13 protein-coding genes are annotated in these 21,481 nt (G+C 41.0%); 6 read left to right on the forward strand and 7 right to left on the reverse strand.

The genetic code is table 11. From position 1 onward, the window contains the following. Positions 1-188, forward strand: a 188-nt coding sequence (locus tag DWA30_RS10125) for a cold-shock protein (RefSeq protein ID WP_136073187.1), incomplete at its 5' end; no start/stop codon positions are given. A 52-nt stretch (positions 189-240) separates the two neighbouring features. Here DWA30_RS10125 and DWA30_RS10130 read toward each other — a convergent pair. Continuing rightward, a complete protein-coding gene (locus DWA30_RS10130) occupies positions 241-690 on the reverse strand; it encodes a nucleoside deaminase (RefSeq protein WP_114492427.1) in 450 nt (149 codons plus the stop codon). A 116-nt stretch (positions 691-806) separates the two neighbouring features. Here DWA30_RS10130 and dxs point away from each other — a divergent pair, with 116 nt between their 5' ends. Continuing rightward, positions 807-2,582 carry a 1-deoxy-D-xylulose-5-phosphate synthase gene (dxs, locus tag DWA30_RS10135; RefSeq protein WP_114492505.1) on the forward strand — a complete coding sequence of 592 codons (1,776 nt, stop codon included), beginning with the start codon at positions 807-809 and terminating at the stop codon, positions 2,580-2,582. Between the two features lie 47 nt (positions 2,583-2,629). On the opposite strand, the gene DWA30_RS10140 is transcribed toward dxs, so the two are convergent. After that, positions 2,630-5,254 (reverse strand): T9SS-dependent M36 family metallopeptidase, encoded by a 2,625-nt coding sequence (locus DWA30_RS10140; protein WP_114492428.1) that lies wholly within the window; start codon positions 5,252-5,254, stop codon positions 2,630-2,632. Positions 5,255-5,393: 139 nt separating this feature from the next. Further along, entirely contained in the window at positions 5,394-6,731 is a 1,338-nt protein-coding gene (locus tag DWA30_RS10145) for a deoxyguanosinetriphosphate triphosphohydrolase (RefSeq protein WP_114492506.1), read from the reverse strand. 173 nt (positions 6,732-6,904) lie between these two features. Here DWA30_RS10145 and DWA30_RS10150 point away from each other — a divergent pair, with 173 nt between their 5' ends. Next, positions 6,905-9,685 carry a TonB-dependent receptor gene (locus tag DWA30_RS10150; protein WP_114492429.1) on the forward strand — a complete coding sequence of 927 codons (2,781 nt, stop codon included), beginning with the start codon at positions 6,905-6,907 and terminating at the stop codon, positions 9,683-9,685. Between the two features lie 30 nt (positions 9,686-9,715). Beyond that, complete coding sequence (locus DWA30_RS10155) at positions 9,716-10,927, forward strand: beta-helix domain-containing protein (protein ID WP_114492430.1); 1,212 nt, start codon at positions 9,716-9,718, stop codon at positions 10,925-10,927. A 76-nt stretch (positions 10,928-11,003) separates the two neighbouring features. On the opposite strand, the gene DWA30_RS10160 is transcribed toward DWA30_RS10155, so the two are convergent. Further along, on the reverse strand, positions 11,004-11,366 hold the full coding sequence (locus DWA30_RS10160) for a toxin-antitoxin system YwqK family antitoxin (RefSeq protein WP_114492431.1): 363 nt from the start codon (positions 11,364-11,366) through the stop codon (positions 11,004-11,006). A 428-nt stretch (positions 11,367-11,794) separates the two neighbouring features. Between DWA30_RS10160 and DWA30_RS10165 the strand changes: the two genes are divergently transcribed. Together DWA30_RS10165 and DWA30_RS10170 are read left to right on the forward strand one after the other, a co-directional pair. Further along, complete coding sequence (locus DWA30_RS10165; protein WP_114492432.1) at positions 11,795-13,018, forward strand: porin; 1,224 nt, start codon at positions 11,795-11,797, stop codon at positions 13,016-13,018. A gap of 74 nt (positions 13,019-13,092) precedes the next feature. Beyond that, positions 13,093-15,336, forward strand: a complete 2,244-nt coding sequence (locus DWA30_RS10170; protein ID WP_114492433.1) for an inorganic phosphate transporter — start codon at positions 13,093-13,095, stop codon at positions 15,334-15,336. 384 nt (positions 15,337-15,720) lie between these two features. Here DWA30_RS10170 and DWA30_RS10175 read toward each other — a convergent pair whose 3' ends face one another. The 3 genes from DWA30_RS10175 to DWA30_RS10185 form a co-directional block, all read right to left on the reverse strand. Then, on the reverse strand, positions 15,721-18,141 hold the full coding sequence (locus DWA30_RS10175; RefSeq protein WP_114492434.1) for a ribonucleoside-diphosphate reductase subunit alpha: 2,421 nt from the start codon (positions 18,139-18,141) through the stop codon (positions 15,721-15,723). A gap of 125 nt (positions 18,142-18,266) precedes the next feature. Continuing rightward, the gene (locus tag DWA30_RS10180) at positions 18,267-19,244 is read right to left on the reverse strand and encodes a ribonucleotide-diphosphate reductase subunit beta (RefSeq protein WP_114492435.1); all 978 of its coding nucleotides are present in this window, start codon (positions 19,242-19,244) and stop codon (positions 18,267-18,269) included. A gap of 448 nt (positions 19,245-19,692) precedes the next feature. Beyond that, on the reverse strand, positions 19,693-21,456 hold the full coding sequence (locus DWA30_RS10185) for a T9SS type A sorting domain-containing protein (protein ID WP_114492436.1): 1,764 nt from the start codon (positions 21,454-21,456) through the stop codon (positions 19,693-19,695). Positions 21,457-21,481 lie beyond the last annotated feature (25 nt).

The raw sequence follows: 21,481 nt of genomic DNA on the forward strand, positions 1-21,481 counted from the left end.
CAGTAAAGTTTTTTAACGAATCAAAAGGGTATGGTTTTATCACCAATGATGACACCGGAAAAGACATTTTTGTACACGTTACCGGTCTTAATGGTGAAGCCCTTAATGAAGGTGACAAAGTAGAATATGTTGAAGAAGAAGGAAGAAAAGGAATGGTTGCCGCTCAAGTGCGCGTAATTCATGACTAAGATATACGAACAACCACCAAACGAACAAAAGCCCGCTAATAGCGGGCTTTTTTTAATTTAAGTTTCGCTTCTCTATAAAAAACCGCGTAAGCAACTTCGAAGCTTCCTCTGCCATTACGCCCCCTTTCATTACAGTTTTTGGATGCAAGGTTGTTTTTAATGCTATACACCCGCGTTGCTCATCTCGAGCGCCATATACGATTTTAGAAATTTGACTCCAAAACAAAGCCCCGGCACACATTTGGCAAGGCTCGATGGTTACGTATAATGTACAATCCTTAAGGTACTTCCCTCCTAAAAAGTTAGCAGCCGCTGTAATCGCTTGCATTTCGGCATGCGCCGTAACATCGTTTAACAATTCCGTTAAATTGTGCGCTCTTGCAATTATTTGATTATTCGCTACTATAACCGCTCCAATGGGAATTTCTCCCTTTTCGAAAGCAATATTGGCTTCTTGAAGCGCTTTTTTCATAAAATAAGTGTCGTCGTGGGGCTCTATCATTATCTATTTTCTTTGAATATCAAAACTACAAAATACACCCTAGGATGCCTAATGAAGCTTTTGGAAAACTCGAGCGAGCTGATTCATTATCTCAATTCAAAATGTATCTTTGTCCTGTGTCAACAAAACTCTTAGATAGTATTCAATTCCCTGATGACCTTCGGAAACTGCAACGGTCTCAATTGGATTTGGTAGCACAAGAATTACGTGAATTCATTATAAACATTGTGGCGGTTAAAGAAGGACACCTTGGTGCCAGTCTAGGAGTGGTCGAATTAACCGTTGCTTTACACTATACCTTTAATACACCCGATGATGTTCTAGTGTGGGATGTGGGACATCAAGCCTATGGTCATAAGATCATAACCGGTCGAAAGGATGTATTTGATACGAACCGACAACTACACGGAATTAGTGGCTTTCCGAAGCGAAAAGAGAGCGAATACGATGCTTTTGGGACCGGACATAGCAGTACAGCCATATCTGCTACACTCGGAATGGCCATCGCCGCGAATTTAAAGGGCAACATGACGCGTCAACACATTGCCGTTGTTGGAGATGCTTCCATAGCTAGTGGAATGGCATTCGAAGCTTTAAATCATGCCGGCGTCACTAACACCAACCTCCTAGTTATTTTAAACGATAATGCGATAGGAATCGATCCCAGTGTTGGTGCTTTAAAAGCGTACCTTTCTAAGGTTACCTTAGACGGTGCGCCTGAAACCGATAACATTTTCGAAGCCTTGCATTTTACGTATTCCGGTCCCGTAGATGGCCACGATCTTGAGCAACTATTAAAGAAACTGGAAGAACTTAAAGAGATACCAGGCCCTAAACTCTTACACGTAATCACCAAAAAAGGAAAAGGATTACGACAAGCCGAGGAACAGCAGATCACGTATCATGCACCCGGAAAATTTGATGCAAAAACCGGAGAACTACATCCAAAAGATACAGCAAATCTTCCCCCAAAATTTCAAGATGTTTTCGGAAAAACACTCGTTCGTTTGGCAGAAAATAATCCGAACATCGTGGGGATTACTCCTGCAATGCCAACAGGAAGTTCGCTAAAATATTTGATAGAGGCCTTTCCCGATCGTGCCTTCGATGTTGGAATAGCCGAACAACATGCTGTGACTTTCGCGGCTGGTCTGGCAACACAAGGGCTACATGTTTTTTGTAATATCTATTCCACTTTTTTACAACGTGCCTACGATCAAGTAATACACGATGTGTGTTTGCAAAACTTAGCGGTTATTTTCTGTTTAGACCGGGCAGGAATTGTGGGGCAAGATGGAGCGACACATCACGGTATCTTCGACTTGGCGTATTTACGCTGTATCCCGAATCTAATTATTTGTGCCCCCCGAAATGAGGTCGAACTGCGTAATATACTGTATACAGCCCAATTAGGACTTGAACATCCTATCGCAATACGCTATCCGAGAGGTCGTGGCACCATGGTTGAATGGGAAGTTCCTTTTTCTAAAATTCAAATTGGAAAAGGAGAAGAACTTAAGTCCGGTAAACATATTGCTGTTTTAACTATAGGCACCATGGCTACCAACGCTATGAACGCCATAGAAAAACTTTCCGAAGAAAAAGAAATTGCGTGCTACGATATGCGATTTGCCAAACCTTTAGATACCGATCTACTTCATACGATCTGCCAAAATTTTAATACCATCCTTACCATAGAAGATGGCGTGATCGCCGGTGGCTTTGGCAGTGCAATTTCAGAATTTATAACTACAAATAACTATACGGTCTCGTTGGAAATGCTTGGGGTACCCGACCTATTCCCGGAACATGGTTCGGTTGAAGAATTACATCATCTTTGTGGTATTTCTTCGGAAGCCATTTATGAAAAACTTTTATACTTACTTCCATAAAAAAAAGAGGCCATAAAGCCTCTTTTTTACTAGTGAATCCGGTCAACTTATTGTATCAACAACTTAGCTGAGTGGGTGTAATTATTACCATCGATTTTCACGACATACACGCCTGTATCTAAAGATCCTGCATTAATACTTACTATATTCTGCAGATCGGCTTGGGTTGTAAATACCTTTCTTCCGTTCAGATCAAAGATCGAAATCGTTACATCGCCAACTGCAACTACAGAGCGAATATTAATTTCTCCATTTGAAGGGTTCGGATAAATGATAAAGTTATTATCATAAGAATTGGTCTCTCCCACAGAAAGCGTACAATCGGGACCTTCAGGAATATCGAAGTTCTCTACTTGGTCACTTCTACTAAATCGACTCCCTTGATCGGCATCTACACCTAACCCGCGAGCTGCAAAAACTCCCCAGATCAAGCATCGGTTTGCGCCTCCATTTGCCAACTCGTCGGCTTGTAAGATAGCATCTCTCGCGTCTTCAAAACCTGGGCTACAGATTTGAAGTTTCATACCGTCAATAACTAATTGTAATGCTTTATTATTTCCACCGGTACCATTATAGATATCCGGATCATATCCGTCTTGGTCTATAAATGCCCACGTTAGATCCCATAACATGGTCGCCCAAACGAATCCAATCCCATGAGGTTGTGAAACTCCGGCGTTGGTATCGCCGTAGGTAAAATCGTTTATAGCAAAATCAGTACTATAAGGTGCATTTCTGTCCGGCAATCCGGTTCCTTGCGGCGATTGTCCAAGGACATAGGTTCCAATTCCGCGAACATCGTCGCCTTGGTCACCTGGCTTCATGGTCAACATAAGGCCTAAGTAATCACTCCAGCCTTCTCCCATTTGCTCATCGTTCTGTAAACATCCCGCTTGTCCAGGTCCACCGGTTAATCTATTTGATACACCGTGACCGTATTCATGGGCTATAATTACATTATCTAAGTCGCCATCACGTTGAAAAGGGTCTTCACCGGACCCATCATCTTCTAATGTCGCATTGATAGTATCTCCATTTAATAATGAGGTAATGATTGGTTCTCCATCTGCTTCAAAGATCATAATTGCAGGGATTCCTATACCGGCACCGGTTCCTCCCATCGGGATAGGGTCTGTTGGTACATTATTAACAACAACTACGGCAATTGCGCCTGCTGCTTCAGCAGATGCTACTTTAACCGTAAAATTACACTCGCCTCTTCGCACCACGGCAATATTCCCGTTTAGTGCTCCGGCATTGGTTATATTGTCACATCCGTCGTAAGGATCGGTCGATGCTCCTGCATCGTCGTCTTCCATAACAACAAGGTCTGCTGTAATTGGTGTCGTTGGTAACGGTGTTCCTCCAAAATTAGAATCGAATGCCAAGTACTGCCCAGCCAGTGGTCCATTATTAACCGTCAAAAAAGTACCTAATACTTCTCCCGGTGCACTCCACAAGAACATTTGCATGACACCATTTTGTCCATCTGGCGGCGTTCCGAAGTTAGCATTGTTCAGACCTCCACCGTCTTGTGATTGCGCAAATACAAAATCGGATTGTGCTCCACCATTTCCGTAGTTATTCTGTTGGAAATTTCCACTGGGCTCATCAAAACCATATTGATACATTACATCGTGCATGATATTGTTCCAGTAGAATAAGTTGGTCGTTGCAGCGTCTAAGAAATTAATAGGCTGCTGTGGTAAGCCATACGGAAAATCAAACTCTAAAGTTGGTCCTCCATCGGGTCCAAATACTACATCGTTGTTTCCATTTATATCGTCATGTGCGTCTACATTATTTCCTTTAGTTCTGGTAAACTCAGGTCCGGCGATACCATTAATGTCATGCCATCCAAAGGGTGACGCCGTCGCATCAGAAGGGTCGGAAACCAATTGGTCAGGTCCATCATTTGGACTTTCCAAAGGCAATGGAAACACTCTGTACGAGTTAGATCCAGCAATTATTTCAGCATCGCGATACGGATTAGGATATTTTGCTTCTAGCACGCTCATTTCGTTATTATGACCAGCGTGAGGTCCGGTACCTATGGTACAATTAACCACCCAATCATCTGTAGCGATCAAATTACCTGTAACGGCGTCTATACGTACGCTATACCAATGACTTCTATCGGTAAGATAGATGCTTAGGTCCCAAGCTAGGCGTAGGCTATTTTCCTCGGAGGGTTGAAACACCAATCGAACAGGAATTTCTTCCAATGAAATGGATCCATTCGAATACACGAACGAATGCGAATTAATTGTTTCTTCCAAAATCAAGCCCGACGGACTTGACAGTCCTAGTTGATTTGCGGCCTTGTTGATTGCTGTTTCGGCGGTAATTGCAGGAGTAACTGTGTTTATCTTATTCTGTAGTCCGGCAGTGAACGATAGATTGGCCACAACCACTTCGTTGTTTTTAATAGCCATTGGTGAACTAGAGTTTAGAATCTCTATGCCTTCAAAGCGTTGAGAGACATACACATTGTCCACATTCATACTTTGAGAATAACTTTGAGCGTTAATCACGAAATCGCTAACATCTTCAGGCTGTAAACCTAATGCTGAGCGATTCGCAGTTAAGTACGAACTAACAACTCCTTCATAATTTTGTGCACTCGAAATACCTGTAAATAGTACGACGAGTAAGAGTAATAATTTTTTCATAGTAAGTGTTTAATTAAAATGTGACCGAAAAGTACATCGACAATCACATTTGTTGTTGGAAATCATAATTTACTAAAAATATCACAAATGAACCAATTTTGCTATGATACTGTGCTATTTAACATTTTAAAACCCATTTTTAAGCGTTTCCTTTAATTTTCTGAAACATTTGTAGTGCATTTCCGTCAGTTAGCCTGGAAATATAGTTACAGCAATCCATAAGTTGCTCATAAATGGTTTGCTCTTCGGAAAAATTAGTGTTCAAACTTGCAAGCAGTAATGAATCGTAATGACGAAGTGATCCATTTCTATAATTTTCTGAAGCAGTAGTGTAGGCATCTAACAAGGTAGTTAGTACGGTGTACCCTGCAATTTCTTTTTCGATTACTTCATTGCTCTTATAGATCTTCTCGATACTGATCTTTAGTATATCCGCGATTTGTGCCTTATAACTACTATGCTCTAAAAGTGCCGCTTCGAAGGTGCCTTCGAGTATGGCTTCCTCATGTTCCAAAAAGATCATAGCAGCTTCAGAAATTAACGTATTAATCGCCAGCGATCGCAAATAGGCCAACCTGTCTGATGCTGTTTGTAGTGAATGGTATTTCGTCGTATTTATGGAATTGCTAACCAGTTTGATCAAATACTCTAACGCCATTTCTTCTTCGATAAGCCCGAGATTTATACCGTCTTCAAAATCGATGATGGTATAGCAAATGTCATCGGCAGCTTCTACTAAAAAGGTCAAGGGATGGCGCGCAAAACTCATGTCTTTGGTCGCACCTCGTTGAAGTAAACCTAATTCGGTTGCCACCTCATCGAAAAAAGCTGTTTCCGACTGAAACACCCCGTACTTTTTATCGGCAATGTGCTTCGTTGGTTTTTTTGGAAGTGATTCTTTTGGGTATTTCATAAAGGCCCCCAATGTGGCATACGATAGTCGTAATCCGCCTTCTACTCCATTTCTGCTTTCGGTTAAAATTTTAAATCCATTGGCATTGCCTTCAAAATCTACAAGATCCTGAAACTCTTTTTCCGATAACTGCGACTTAAATCGTTTTCCGTTGCCATTCAGAAAAAAGTCTCCAATAGCTTTTTCTCCACTGTGCCCAAACGGCGGATTCCCAATGTCGTGCGCAAGTGCTGCCGCTGCGACTATTGCTCCAAAATCGTTAAATTGAAATCCGTGCACTTCTTTTAATTGTGGGTGCTTCTGTAAAATAGATCGTCCAACGATTCGTCCCAAAGAACGCCCCACTACCGACACTTCGAGACTATGTGTTAATCGAGTATGTACAAAAGAGGTTTTTGACAAAGGAATAACCTGAGTCTTATCTTGGAGGCTTCTAAAAGCCGAAGAGAAGATAATACGATCGTAATCTACCTCAAACCCAAGACGTGTTTCGTCTTGCTCTATTCGTAAGCGTTTATTAATGTCACCTTTCCGTCGTAAGGACAACAATTTTTCCCATTGCATCATGGCTTATATTTTGAACAGCAAGATAGTGTTTTAGCCAAGTATTTCCCACTCCTGCTCCAATGTTATGTACTTAACATTGCCATAACCTTTCTATCATAGAGAGTTAATCTACACGTAACATCGACTTTACACTATCTAGGTTTCTTTGCAGCAGAAATCAATAAGTACTAATGAGAAAATACATATCACTTCTTTTACTAATTGTCACAGCCGGAGCAGTTGCTCAAACAGGCTCGATCGTAGGTAGTTTAACAGACAAAGATTTTAACAACGAACCCCTTGCGTTTGCAAATGTTGTTATTAAAGGAACCTCCACCGGGACTACCTCCGATTTTGACGGTCTTTATGCATTAGAAAATTTAGCTCCCGGCACCTATACCATAGTATATAGTTTTGTGGGCTACGAAACCGTTGAGATTGATGGTGTGGTCGTAGAAGCAAACAAGGTTACCACAGTTAATGTGCCTATGGGAGCGAGTGCCGCTGCGCTTGACGAGGTCATAATTAAGACTACCACAAAAAGAGAAAGTGAAATTGCGCTTCTCTTGGAACAGAAAAAAGCGACCACTATAAAACAAAATATTGGAGCCGATGAACTGAGCCGTAAGGGTATAAGTGATGCGGCGTCCGCAGTAGCTCAAATCGCCGGTATTTCGAGACAAGAAGGAGGTGGAAATGTCTACGTGCGTGGGTTGGGAGACCGATATCTTAATACGACCTATAATGGTCTCTCGCTTCCGTCGAATGATATAGAGAAAAAGAACATTGACCTCGATTTATTTCCTTCCGATGTGATTCAATACGTATCGGTTAGTAAAGCGTATTCAACCGCTTTCTACGGTGATTTCGCCGCTGGAAATGTTAATATTATTGCGAAAGAGTATTCCGGCAACGGATTTTTGGAAGCCGAATTAGGGAGCGGCTTTAATAGCAGATCTATAGGGGAGAATTTTGTAAAAAGTGAAGGCACCAGTTACTTCGGATTTTACAATCGTTATGACAACAATCCATTTGCCGTGGTTCTTTCGCACGGTGTTGATCCGGAGTCGGCTGGAGAAGCCATTCGAGCCATTGGAAGCTTAACAGGTGGTACATCTATTGACATAGGAGAAGAATCTAAGCTTAGCTTCTTCGCTACTGCGGCCTTTGATAATAATTTTGAGTATCGTAGTGGTAGTGCAGCCGATTTTACCACTGTTGAAAAGGTGGTATATCCGGCAATAGAAGAATACGAATACAGTACAACCACTACAGCCATGGCCAATATCATCTTTAGGGCCAACAGCGATCACAAGATTAGTTACAACTCCTTATTCATAAATAATGCAACCGATGAAGTGGGCTATTACGGTGTAAATGGCCAAGGTGCAAATCGTGACGCGATCCTGAATACCGATAAAGGATTCTATCAAATGAATGTGCAATTCGATCAAGACATGATTTTCGTAAATCAATTGCTTGGGACACACACCATAAACGAGAAGCTTAAATTAGACTGGGGAGTAGGTTACAATAAGGTATTTGCGCGACAGCCGGACAGAAAGCGAATTAGTTTAGAGCGCTACGATCTAGCATTAGACAACGATCCTGCAACAAATCCTTCGTTCTATAATAACATCCCATTCGACAACCAACGGTATTTTCAAAACATAGAAGATGAAGAGTTGAACAGTCGTATCAATCTTGAATATACAGCTTCAGAAAAGTTAACATTTAATGTTGGTTATAACGGAAGAACCAAAGAGCGTTACTTCGAAAATATTCGATACGGTTACAACTTTATCGAGCCTAACACGCCGGCACCGGATGTGAATAACTTTGATGAAATATTTTCCGTAGAAAACCTTGGAACCGTATATAATACCTTTGTTATAAACGCGATCTCACCTGAAAACGGAATAGATAATACCAACTATCCGGGTTTAAATGAGAACACCTTCAAAGGAAATTTAGATGTGTACGCAGGATATGTGAATGCCGAACTTATGGTTGGAGAGAAACTGACATTGGTTCCCGGAATTCACCTGGAGTCCTTTGCGCAAGAGATCGTCTACGATGTAATCAATATCTCACCAACCGATCCCGGATTCCGAACTGCTTACGAAAACTTCTATTTGCCTAGTTTAAACGTTAAATATGCCTTGACCGAGGATCAAAATCTTCGTTTCGCAGCCAGCCAAACCGTATCGAATCCGGAATTTAAAGAGGTGGCTCCTTATGTGTATGAGGACGTGACCCAGCGAATTGGAGGTAACCCAGACTTGTTAGACGACCCGTCTTTCTCGAAGATCTTTAATGCCGATATTAAATATGAATGGTTCTTCGGAAGAAGTGAACTGTTCTCTTTAGGCGCTTTTGCTAAGCAGATCAATGATCCTATCAACTTAGTGGTAGCCAATGACGCCACTGGAACCCAGCGCTACTTCCGAACCGGAAATAAAGCAGAAGTGATTGGTGGTGAACTTGAGGTTCGTAAAAATGTACTACAGGATGAAGATGAAAACAGCATCCTTTCGGTTGGAGCAAATGTTACTTATATGTACACCGAACAAGATCTTAAAAGCAATGAAGGCACTTTTACTTCAACGTTCGAACGAGCAACCGATGAGCTGCAAGGAGCATCACCATTGTTGATCAATGCCGATGTTAATTACAGTCCTACCTTCGGAAGCTATAAACCTACCGCGAACCTTGTATTTTCCTATTTCTCCGATCGTATAGCAGCCTTAGGGTCGGGACAACTAGGTAATATCGTAGAAAAGGCTGTTCCGGTTCTTGACTTTGTATGGAGAAACAAAATAGGAAACCATTTTGAAATAAATGCAACGGCAAAAAACCTATTAGACCCAACCATAGAACGCATTCGTGAAAATACATCACAAGGAGATTTTGTGATTTCATCATATAAAAGAGGCATCAACCTTTCATTACAACTTAAATACAATTTTTAATAACTAAACAATTAATTAATACTAGAACATATGAAGACTAATTTTTTATTTTTAAGCTTTGCGTTTATTGCCCTCCTTCTAGGTGCATGTGAAGCCGACGACACCGCTGAGATCGTAATCAATAACACCGATAACAGCGTAGATAATAGTACCACGAACAATAATCAAGGTGGAGATGGAAATAGTGACACCACACGATTTATTGGAGGAACACAAACAACAGACCTTGAGCTGGATGCAGCCTTTGATTATGTGTTGACCGAAGCATTGGTAATGACAGAAGGTACCACGCTTACTATTCCTGCAGGAACTGTGATTCGTGCAAATACCGGATCTGACGTTTATATCGCCATTGCCCAAGGTGCTTCTATAAATGCAAACGGAAGTGCGAACAATCCAATTGTACTTACTTCAAATGTTGCCACACCAAACGCAGGTGACTGGGGTGGATTGATCCTTTTAGGGAAAGCTCCAATCAACTCGGTTGCAGGTGGTGATGCTACTTCAACTTCAGAAATTGGTGGGCTGCCTTACGGTGGCAGTATCGTAGACGATAACTCAGGAACCATTCGCTACGTACGTGTTGAGTATTCCGGTGGTGCCGCAGACGGTCAAACAGAAAACAACGGATTCTCATTCTATGGTGTTGGAAACGGTACCACAGTAGAATATGTACAAGCCTATGAAGGTAAGGACGACGGTTTCGAATTTTTCGGTGGAACAGTGAATGCACGTTTCGTTGCCGTAAGTGGCTCTCAAGACGATTCGATAGACTGGACAGAAGGATATTCTGGACAACTAACCGATGTATATGTAGTTCACGGTATTGCTCATGACAAAGGAATTGAAGCCGATGGATTTAATACAGACATTGGAAACAACTCAAACCCGGTATTCTATTCAAAACCAACGGTTACTAATTTGACTATCATTGGACGAGGTTCTGCTACCGAGAACGAGGCAATTCGTTTACGAGCAGGAACACAAGGTATCTTTACTAATGTACTGATTCAAGGCTTTGAAGAAGGATTCGATCTTGACGGTGATATGGGCGACAGCCCAACAGGACAAGGTGTCCTAGACGGAGATCTTTCGGTAACCGATGTCACTTTTGTAGACGTATTAGTAAAACTAAAAAACGATACCGAATTCACATTTAACGAATCTGATTTTATCTCCGGTGACGGAAACGGAACAGGTACAGATTACGCAACTTGGAGCGTAGGTTGGACACGCAACTAAATTATTTGAAGAAATAGCCAAAAAAAAAGCTCCCAACTGTGGGAGCTTTTTTTATTCTTTATATAAATACGAACTATTATTTTCTATTAGAGACCACACGGGTATTGGTTAACTCCCAGGTCTTCACCTCTGCAATACGCGAATCGGTGTACGTTACTTCTTTAATATTATCTCCTTGATAGAACAACCAAGTTCCTACCTTTTGTCCATTATCGTAATAGGCAATTGCTGTTTTATTTCCTTCGGAATCATAACTAATCCATTCACCTTGCAGTTTGTTATCCTTAGAATACTGCCCTGTTTGCGCGATGACCCCATTGTCGTGATAGAGGGTTGCGCTAATAGATTCACCTTTCAATTCATAAGTATTCGAGATATCCTGGGCCATCACGGTAGTAACAGAGAGAACAACCGCTACTAAAAGCACTAATTTTTTCATAATGGGTTTTTTTAATCGTTATAATCCAAAGATAGAAAATAATTAACACTAAAGACATGTTTTGGTAACATTAAATTTACATTAAACCTGTATATAGCTCTTTTTCAACTATTTAAGATTCAAGATTTAACATTGGAGACTAAGAATAACGTGATTAGCCTTAATGATTTTTTAATGTTAGCATTACAAAAACGGTACATACATACGCGTTCTTTGTTAGGTATTCGAACAATTACACACATGCTTTTTTTAAATCGATTTAGTTTTTGTCGACTAGATTTAAATTAATGTGTAGGGGCTACTCTTAAGGAGTAGCCTTTTTTGCAGGTCCATAATTTAATAAAACGCCGTTCAAAGTTAATAATTAGGAAACATTAACTTAACATTAAGGTCGGTTCTTTGCAACGACAAAAACTAAAATCGACTTAATGAAAGTACATTATGCAATAAGTCTTGCCTTGTTGTGTGTAGTCTTTACTACAAAGGGCCAAGAAATCACTGATACTAAATTTGGTAAAGGGATGCTAAACTTCGTTGCCAAGGATAGTTCTTGGAGTGTAAAATTCGCACCGCGTATTCAATTTAGAGCGAATTCTACTTGGGATTACAACAACGATCAGTTTGGTAAGCCCGAACAAAATTTTCTTATTCGAAGAGCACGATTAAAATTTAACGGTTTTGCGTATTCTCCTAAATTAAAATACAAGATCGAACTCGGTCTTTCCAATCGCGATATTTCTGGTGCAAATCAGTTTACAAGTAATGCTCCCAGAGTTATTCTAGATGCGGTTATTATGTGGAATTTCTACGAAAACTTCGAATTGTGGGTAGGGCAAACCAAGCTCCCCGGAAACGTAGAACGAGTTGTCTCATCCGGAAACCTTCAGTTGATCGATCGCTCCTTACTAAATAGCCGATTTAACATTGACCGTGATGTCGGTTTCCAATTGCGTCACCACCTATATCTTTCAGAAAAATTTATGATCCGTGAAAAACTTGCTGTTTCTCAAGGGGAGGGTAGAAATATCACGAGTGGAAATCTTGGCGGCCTTCAATATACCGGACGAATAGAGGCATTACCTTTTGGAGAATTCGAAAGTAGCGGTGATTATTCGCAAGCAGATTTAAAACGGGAAGCTACCCCAAAATTAATGATCGGACTTACCTACGATTACAACCAAGATGCCGTTAAGACAAGAAGCAATTTAGGTTCTTATATGCAAACAAGCACCGGGTTTTATGAGACCGACATTAGCACCCTATTCGTAGATGCGATGTTTAAAGTACAAGGATTCTCTTTTATGGCCGAATATGCCAATAGAGCTGCAGACGACCCTATCGCAACCGAAAATGACGGTACACCAGCTGTTGACGCAGACGGAAACCTTACAGGTGATGTAGTGCTGGTTGGGGATGCCATAAACCTACAAGCCGGATATTTATTTAAAAACAACTATGAAGTCGCCGGTCGTTTTACCTCTTTGAGTTTCGACGAAGTAACCGGTAGGGATTCTCAAGAACAATATACACTTGGCGTATCGAAATATATTGTTGGACATAAACTCAAAGTACAAAGTGATTTTAGCTATTCTACATCGGGGAATGACCCTAGCGGGCTTGCCTTTAGACTGGGCTTTGATCTACATTTTTAAGCTATATCATAACCTTGTGGTAACAATCAATTTCTTTTTTATTATGAAATTTGCACCACTTAATTTGAAAAAAAATGGATAATATTTATTTATTAATGCTCGTTGCCTTGGCAGTACTCGCAATAGCCGATCTTGTTGTTGGAGTTAGCAACGATGCCGTAAACTTTTTGAACTCGGCAATTGGTTCTAAAGCGATCTCTTTTAAAACGATCATGATCGTTGCAAGTTTGGGTATCTTTATTGGTGCAGTATTTTCCAGCGGGATGATGGAGGTCGCACGTAAAGGGATTTTTGTCCCAGGCCAATTCTATTTCGAAGAGATCATGATCATCTTTATGGCTGTAATGATCACAGACATACTGTTGCTAGATTTCTTTAATACCCTCGGAATGCCGACCTCTACCACAGTATCTATTGTGTTCGAATTATTAGGTGCAGCGGTTGTTATGGCACTCATAAAGATAGGGGCTAACAATACTGAAACCTGGGGAGATCTGGGTAACTATATCAACACAGCGAAAGCAACTGAAATTATCTTAGGAATACTGCTCTCGGTGGTCATTGCCTTTACAATAGGGGCACTGGTACAATGGATATCACGCGTGGTGTTTACATTTCATTACGAGAAAAAGATCAAAAATTTTGGAGCTCTGTTTGGAGGTGTTGCTTTAACAGCAATTGGGTATTTCATCTTTATGAAAGGGCTGAAAGGCACACCGTATTATGGTGATTTTAAAGAGCTCATCGAAGGGAATGAACTTATTTATATTTTGGCCTCCTTCGTTTTTTGGACCCTTTTCTCCTTTCTGTTTATGAAGATCTTCAAGAAGAGCATCCTTATTATTGTAATCGCTATTGGAACGTTCGGATTGGCACTCGCCTTTTCAGGGAATGACCTGGTTAACTTTATCGGAGTTCCTATGGCTGCTTATCACTCTTATGAAGCTTGGGCTGCTTCGGGCGAGGCTGCCTCAGCCTTCTCGATGAACATTCTTGAAACTAAAGTACCTGCAGAGCCTATATTATTGTTTATCGCAGGTGGGGTCATGGTAATTACACTATGGTTCTCTAAAAAAGCACGTACCGTTGCCGATACAGAAATTGGTCTTTCACGTCAAGGAGAAGGACACGAAAAGTTTCAGCCAAATATGTTATCGCGTGCTGTAGTTCGAGGTAGCACACGTTTGTCACAAGCACTCGGTCTAGTTCTTCCGACTAAAACTCGTGAAAATATCAATGCACGATTTGAAAAACCAGTGGTAGAGCTTCCGAAGCACAAAACCTACGAATTACCTGCTTTCGATATGATCCGTGCCTCGATCAACCTTGTTGTAGCGGGTGTGTTGATCTCGATTGCAACCTCTATGAAGTTACCGCTATCCACTACCTATGTCACCTTTATGGTAGCGATGGGTACTTCTTTGGCAGATCGCGCTTGGGGACGTGAAAGTGCCGTATATCGCGTAGCCGGAGTTATCAATGTGATTGGTGGTTGGTTCTTTACTGCATTTAGCGCATTCGTAGCTGCCGGAACCTTGGCCTACATTATCTATCTAGGTAAAGGTGTCGCAATCGCAGTATTGTTGTTGTTAGCTGTTCTTTTACTAGTTCGCAACTATATTTCTCACAAAAAGAAACGAGACTCTATTGTTGGAAAAGACGGATTAAAGAAGACCGAAAGCAATACGGTTCAAGGAATCATTCAGGAAAGTGCCGATAACATCGCCAATGTAGTGAGCAGAACCAATAAGATCTATTCTGACACACTTCGCGGTTTGGCTAAACAAGATACTTCCAAACTTAAAAAGAGTAAAAAGGGAGTTAAGAAGTTAAACGACGAGATCGATGAATTACGAGATAATATTTTCTACCTCATTCGAGATCTTGATGACAAGAGTGTACGTGGAAGTAACTTCTATATCATCATTCTTGGGTATTTGCAGGATGTAGCACAATCGTTAGAATATATTTCTAAGGCGAGTTACAAGCACGTGAATAATAATCACAAGGCCTTGCGTTTTAACCAAATTAAAGACCTTCAGGAGATCGATCAGTCCTTAGAAGACTTATTGGCCGAGATAGAAGTGATCTTCAACAATAAGGAAATTCAACGTATAGAAGGTGTCTTAGATAAGAAGCAGCAATTGTTCGAATATGTTTCAGAAAAGATAGAAAAACAAATTGCACGCACGCGTACGGAAGAGTCTAGTCCTAAGAACACAACGCTGTATTTTAGCCTGTTGTTAGAGACCAAAGATCTGGTAACTGCGATTATGAACCTGATGGAAGAATATTACATGAGCTATAAGAAGCAATAATATATGCCTCCACGAACAAAGCCTCATACTGTTGCTACCAATAGTATGAGGTTTTTTTATACTTATAATTATCTGTTTTTTTTTCTTCGGAAATGTTCTATAGTGGCTTCGGAAAGTGTAGTACTCAAATCGCATAGTTCGCAAAAATCACCAAGACAGATAGAATTATTTCCTCGGAAACTGCCAGCTCGCCTTCAACTGCTGCATGCTTCAGAAGCACTTTTAAAAATATAAATAGCCTTCCTTATAAAAATCAGGTCGTAGTTGCAAGCAACAATTTCTTCCGAAGCAATCCCTATCACTACCTTTTAAAAAATAGTGGGTACTACGCATAAAAAAAGGGAAGATTTTCACCTTCCCTTTTTATTAAATAACACTTAAAATTTAAGAGCCGCACATGAGGCAATCATCGTCCTCTTGACCTTTAGATTTGGCCAATAACTCACGCAATTCTTGCGGAGTAAGCGGCTTGTCTGATGCTGCCGAAGTAGCATCAACCTTGGTTTCTGCTACTGCAGCCACCGGTTCTTTTTTAGCTTCTTTCTTTAAGGTAAACTTAATCGCATCAACTGCACTCTTGGTACGCAGATAGTACATTCCCGTTTTTAAACCGCTCTTCCATGCGTAAAAATGCATTGAAGTAAGTTTTGCAAAATTGGCGTTCTCCATAAATAGGTTGAGCGATTGCGACTGATCGATAAAATAACCTCTGTGACGAGACATATCGATAATGTCTTTCATGCTAAGTTCCCATACGGTTCTGTACAATTCTTTTAAGTCTTGAGGGATCCCATCCACATTTTGAATGGATCCGTTGGCACGCATGATCTCTTCTTTAAGATCGTCATTCCAAAGTCCTAAGGACACCAAGTCTTCTAATAGGTGTTTGTTTACTACAATAAATTCTCCCGAAAGCACACGGCGTGTATAAATGTTTGAGGTGTAAGGTTCGAAGGCTTCATTGTTTCCAAGGATCTGTGAAGTGGAGGCCGTAGGCATAGGCGCCACTAACAATGAGTTACGCACGCCGTGCTTCTTTACATCTTTGCGCAGCTTGGCCCAATCCCATCGCCCGCTTAGTTCGTCGTCTTTAATTCCCCATAAATTGTGTTGGAACTCTCCCTTAGAGATCGGTGATCCTTTATAAGATTCGTACGGTCCGTCTGCTTTGGCTTCTTCCATAGATGCAGTAACAGCAGCAAAATAAAGGGTTTCAAAAATCTCTTGATTCAATTTCTTAGCTTCATCGCTTGTAAACGGCATACGAAGCATGATAAACGCATCGGCCAATCCTTGAATACCTAATCCTACCGGACGGTGACGGAAATTCGAATTTTCCGCTTCCTTTACTGGATAGTAGTTGCGGTCTATCACACGGTTCAAGTTCTTAGTCACTCGTTTTGTAACACGGAACAATTCTTTATGGTCAAAGGCCCCGTTCTTAACGAACATAGGTAATGCAATAGAAGCTAAGTTACATACCGCCACTTCATCCGGTGATGTGTACTCCATGATCTCGGTACATAAGTTCGATGAACGAATGGTCCCTAAGTTCTTCTGGTTGCTCTTACGGTTAGCTGCATCTTTGTACAACATATACGGAGTTCCGGTCTCGATCTGCGACTCCATGATCTTCTCCCAAAGTTCACGTGCCTTGATCGTCTTTCTTCCTTTGTTCTCAGACTCATATTTGTGATATAAGGCTTCAAACTCATCGCCATGACAATCAAAAAGTCCCGGACATTCATTTGGACACATCAAGGTCCACTCCCCATCTTCTTGTACTCGCTTCATAAACAAGTCTGGGATCCACATTGCATAGAATAGATCTCGAGCACGCATTTCTTCTTTACCGTGATTCTTTTTCAAGTCAAGGAAATCGAAAATATCGGCATGCCATGGTTCTACATAGATCGCGAAAGATCCTTTTCGTTTCCCGCCGCCTTGATCTACATAACGAGCTGTATCGTTAAACACTCGTAGCATAGGTACAATCCCGTTGGAGGTTCCATTGGTTCCCGAAATATAGGAACCGGTAGCGCGAATGTTGTGAATAGACAACCCAATTCCTCCGGCAGACTGTGAGATCTTTGCCGTTTGCTTTAAGGTATCGTATATACCATCAATACTATCATCTTTCATGGTAAGCAAGAAACACGACGACATTTGTGGTTTTGGTGTTCCACTATTGAACAAGGTTGGCGTTGCATGTGTAAAATACTTCTTAGACATAAGTTCATACGTCTCTTTTACCGCAGCAAGATCGTCTAAGTGTATCCCTACCGAAACACGCATAAGCATGTGTTGTGGTCGTTCTACGATCTTCCCATTTAATTTTAGCAAGTACGAACGCTCTAATGTCTTAAAACCGAAGTAGTCATAGCCAAAGTCACGGTTATAGATAATGGTCGAATCCAACTCGTCTGCGTTCTCTTGAATGATCTTATATACCTCATCGCTAAGCAATGGAGCGTCCTTTCCTGTTCTCGGATTGACATATTCGTATAGATCTGTCATTACTTCGGAAAAGGTCTTCTTTGTATTCTTATGTAAGTTTGAAACAGAAATTCGTGCCGCCAAACGAGCATAATCTGGATGTGAAGTAGTCATCGTTGCAGCAACCTCAGCGGCAAGATTATCTAGTTCACTTGTGGTTACCCCATCGTATAATCCTTCGATAACGCGCATGGAAATTTTTACAGGATCTACCAATTCGTTTAAGCCGTAGCACAATTTACGCACTCGCGAAGTGATCTTGTCGAACATGATAGGTTCTTTGCGGCCGTCTCTTTTAATTACATTCATTTTATCTTGCTTTTGAGGTTATTTTGTTTTTTGAAAAAAGTGTGCTTAGGCGAGATTGCTACACCTCACATTATCAGCACTATATAGTGAAAAGCCCGCCCTTTGGGGGGAGAACGGGAGCTTTTCTAAAAATCTGCGTCGAAACTAATTTTGTTAGACTCCTTGTCTTTGTTGGTCACACCCGCCTTTTGATATTCGGAAACTCGTTTTTCGAAGAAATTCGTTTTTCCTTGTAGTGATATCATGTCCATAAAGTCGAATGGATTGCTCGCGTTGTATTCCTTCTCGCATTCCAACTCCACCAACAATCTGTCGGTTACAAATTCAAGGTATTGTGTCATCAACTTGGCATTCATCCCGATAAGACTCACAGGAAGTGACTCGGTAATGAACTCTCGCTCTATATTCAAAGCATCCACGATGATCTCGCGAATACGCTCTTTTGGCACTTTATTAATTAGGTGGTGATTGTGCAAGTGTACTGCAAAGTCGCAGTGAACACCTTCATCTCTTGAGATCAACTCGTTCGAGAATGTTAATCCGGGCATTAAGCCTCTTTTCTTTAACCAGAAAATTGAACAGAACGCACCCGAAAAGAAGATTCCTTCCACGGCCGCGAACGCGATAAGACGTTCTGCAAAACTTGGACTTTCAATCCATTTTAAGGCCCAATCGGCTTTCTTTTTGATCGCCGGAAAGTTTTCAATAGCATTAAACAATTGATCTTTCTCTTTATCGTCTTTTACATAGGTGTCGATGAGCAACGAATAGGTTTCAGAATGAATATTTTCCATCATGATCTGGAAACCATAAAAGAACTTCGCTTCGCTATATTGTACTTCATTTACAAAGTTTTCGGCCAAGTTCTCGTTTACAATTCCGTCGGAAGCTGCAAAAAAGGCAAGAATATGCTTGATGAAATAACGTTCATCATCGGTTAATTTTGAAGTCCAATCGGTTAAATCTTGGTGTAGATCGATCTCCTCCGCAGTCCAAAAACTAGCCTCCGATTTTTTATACCAATCCCAAATGTCATGATGTTGAATTGGAAAAATTACAAATCGGTTCTTGTTTTCTTGTAAAATGGGTTCTACTGCGCTCATTGTCCTTCGTTTTAATTTATATGAATAATTTCTTGTTACTCGGGACTAACAAATATGAAAATTATTTGATGGAAAATGAGGGAAATTGAGTTTAGGTTTTCAACAAAGTTGTCAACACAGCCTATTTTAAAGTGTTCTTATTATTTTGTTAAACATAAGACTTATTCTTTTGGTTTTTAGGTGTTTACAATCTTAAAGAAAGGTTATGAACAATTTGCACTACGGTCGTTGAAAACCCTCAAAAGCTTCCGTTTTATGGTAGTTTACATTGTGTTTTCGTAACGTTTTCATAACATGGTTTTCAACAAAAAATCTACCGCGAATTTTCAGAAAAAATAAGCTGAAAAAAGCGATTCGATCTTTTTTCCTTCAGAAAAAAAGGAAGCCGCCTAACAGTTTTGACGACTTCCCACTCACAAAAATTAAAATTGAAAAAAATACTCCCTACTTATTTCTTAATAATTTTATAAGATCCCGTGGCGCCATTCGATGCTACTTGTACCACATACATGCCCTTAGCAAAAGTGGAAGTATCTAACGTTACACTCGTCGTGTTTGGAAGGATAGATAATACCTCTTGCCCTAGTACGTTAAAGACACTAATTTTTTCGATATTTTCTTGAGCGTCTATATGTAATCTGTCTTGTACCGGATTCGGGTAATAGGTTAAACCGCTTATAGTGTGCTCATCGGCACCTAAAATCACTGCTTTGGCATCGAAATAGAGTCCGTAACCAAATCCACCACCACCACTGGTTCCGGCAAAGGCCATACATGGCAAGTCATCGTTCGTTTCGGCCACCGCGGCTGGAAATTCATTCCAAACATCTATATTCGAATCGCTTACCGTTTCGTTAGTGGTTAAATCGGTACCATCATAAAAAAAGGACTGACTTCTATTATTCTCAGATTCGTCTATAATATCCACGATATAACTTGTTCTAATTTCTTCGGAAGCATTATCCTTACGAATCCAAGTATCCATGTGAGCGATACTTTGGTTTGGCAGAGCTATTCCCGTAAATAAATTGGTGAAGGCGGCTCCATTCTCACGTATATACCCTAAATGATTATACCCCGTGGTAGCTCCTGTATTTCGTGAAGATGTTAGCAAAAGCACTTCATCTGAAGCGAAGGCCTTTCTGGCCGCAATAATAGTTGGGTTGACAGACTCTTGAACTCCGCCGGTTTCTACGGTTTCGCGACCTACCCATGAGGCGGGATCGTTATAGTCGTCATTTGCATTGGCATATAAATTACCTGATGCTGCCCCGGTATAGGTTGTATAGATAGCTCCGTTTAATCCATAGGCTATATCTACTTGCTCACCACAAGTGCTGCTTTCAGTTACCTCATCGACCCAGTCGAAGCCGTAGCTTCCCGCAGTACTTCTGGCCGAATGTATTTCGGTACATGAAGTCGTTTTTTGATAGGTTGCGAATACGCGCTGAGTATTGGTGTTTACAGGATAATTTCTATCCACCCCGAAATCGCTTACATCGCCGGAAATAGCTTGGGCATCGAAAGCGCCGGTGTCCATATTCCATCGCCATGCTTGAAAAGTTTCCGAAGCTGTAAGTATATAGGCCACTAAGTACTCGTCGCCAGTCCCATCTAGCGAAATAAGTTGCATCTTTCGCATAGGTGCAGTCACATCGGCTACTTGCCATTCTTCGAAGGTCATTCCGCCATCCAGCGATCTAAAAATATATATTTGATCGAAGGTCGCACCTTCATTCTCGATATCATTTTGAAATGCTGAAATATAGATATCGCCATCAGCAGTCACTTCAATATCGACACCGCCGTCTACCCAGTCATACAGTAACAGCCTATCCTCATCCCAGTCACGTGTTTGCCCAGGGCGCTCATCTCGTTCGCGAAGTTGAGTTGCTTGATAGGTTCCGTTTATCACTAAGTTCTCGACAGTTTCTGGTAACCTGCCACCGGCATCTACCGGTTTGTATAGTGATGCAATTTCTGGATCGATTTGTTGCCAAGCTGCTTTAATCGCAAGGCGATTGGCATTAATTTCGGCAGGGGTACCGTTTAGTTCGAGTGACTTTGCTTCTTGATACAACTGCTCCAGTAAAGGAGTTCGCTGCGAAAGCAAGGATTGCACATTTTCTTGTAGGTTGTCTGTATTGGTTTGACCCAACATGGTTAATGACAACAGTAGTAACATAGGTAAAGTAATAGCTCGTTTCATCATACGTTCTTTTATAGTTTCCTTACTC

This window comes from Candidatus Ulvibacter alkanivorans (assembly GCF_003333325.1).
Taxonomy (GTDB): Bacteria; Bacteroidota; Bacteroidia; order Flavobacteriales; family Flavobacteriaceae; genus Ulvibacter_A; species Ulvibacter_A alkanivorans.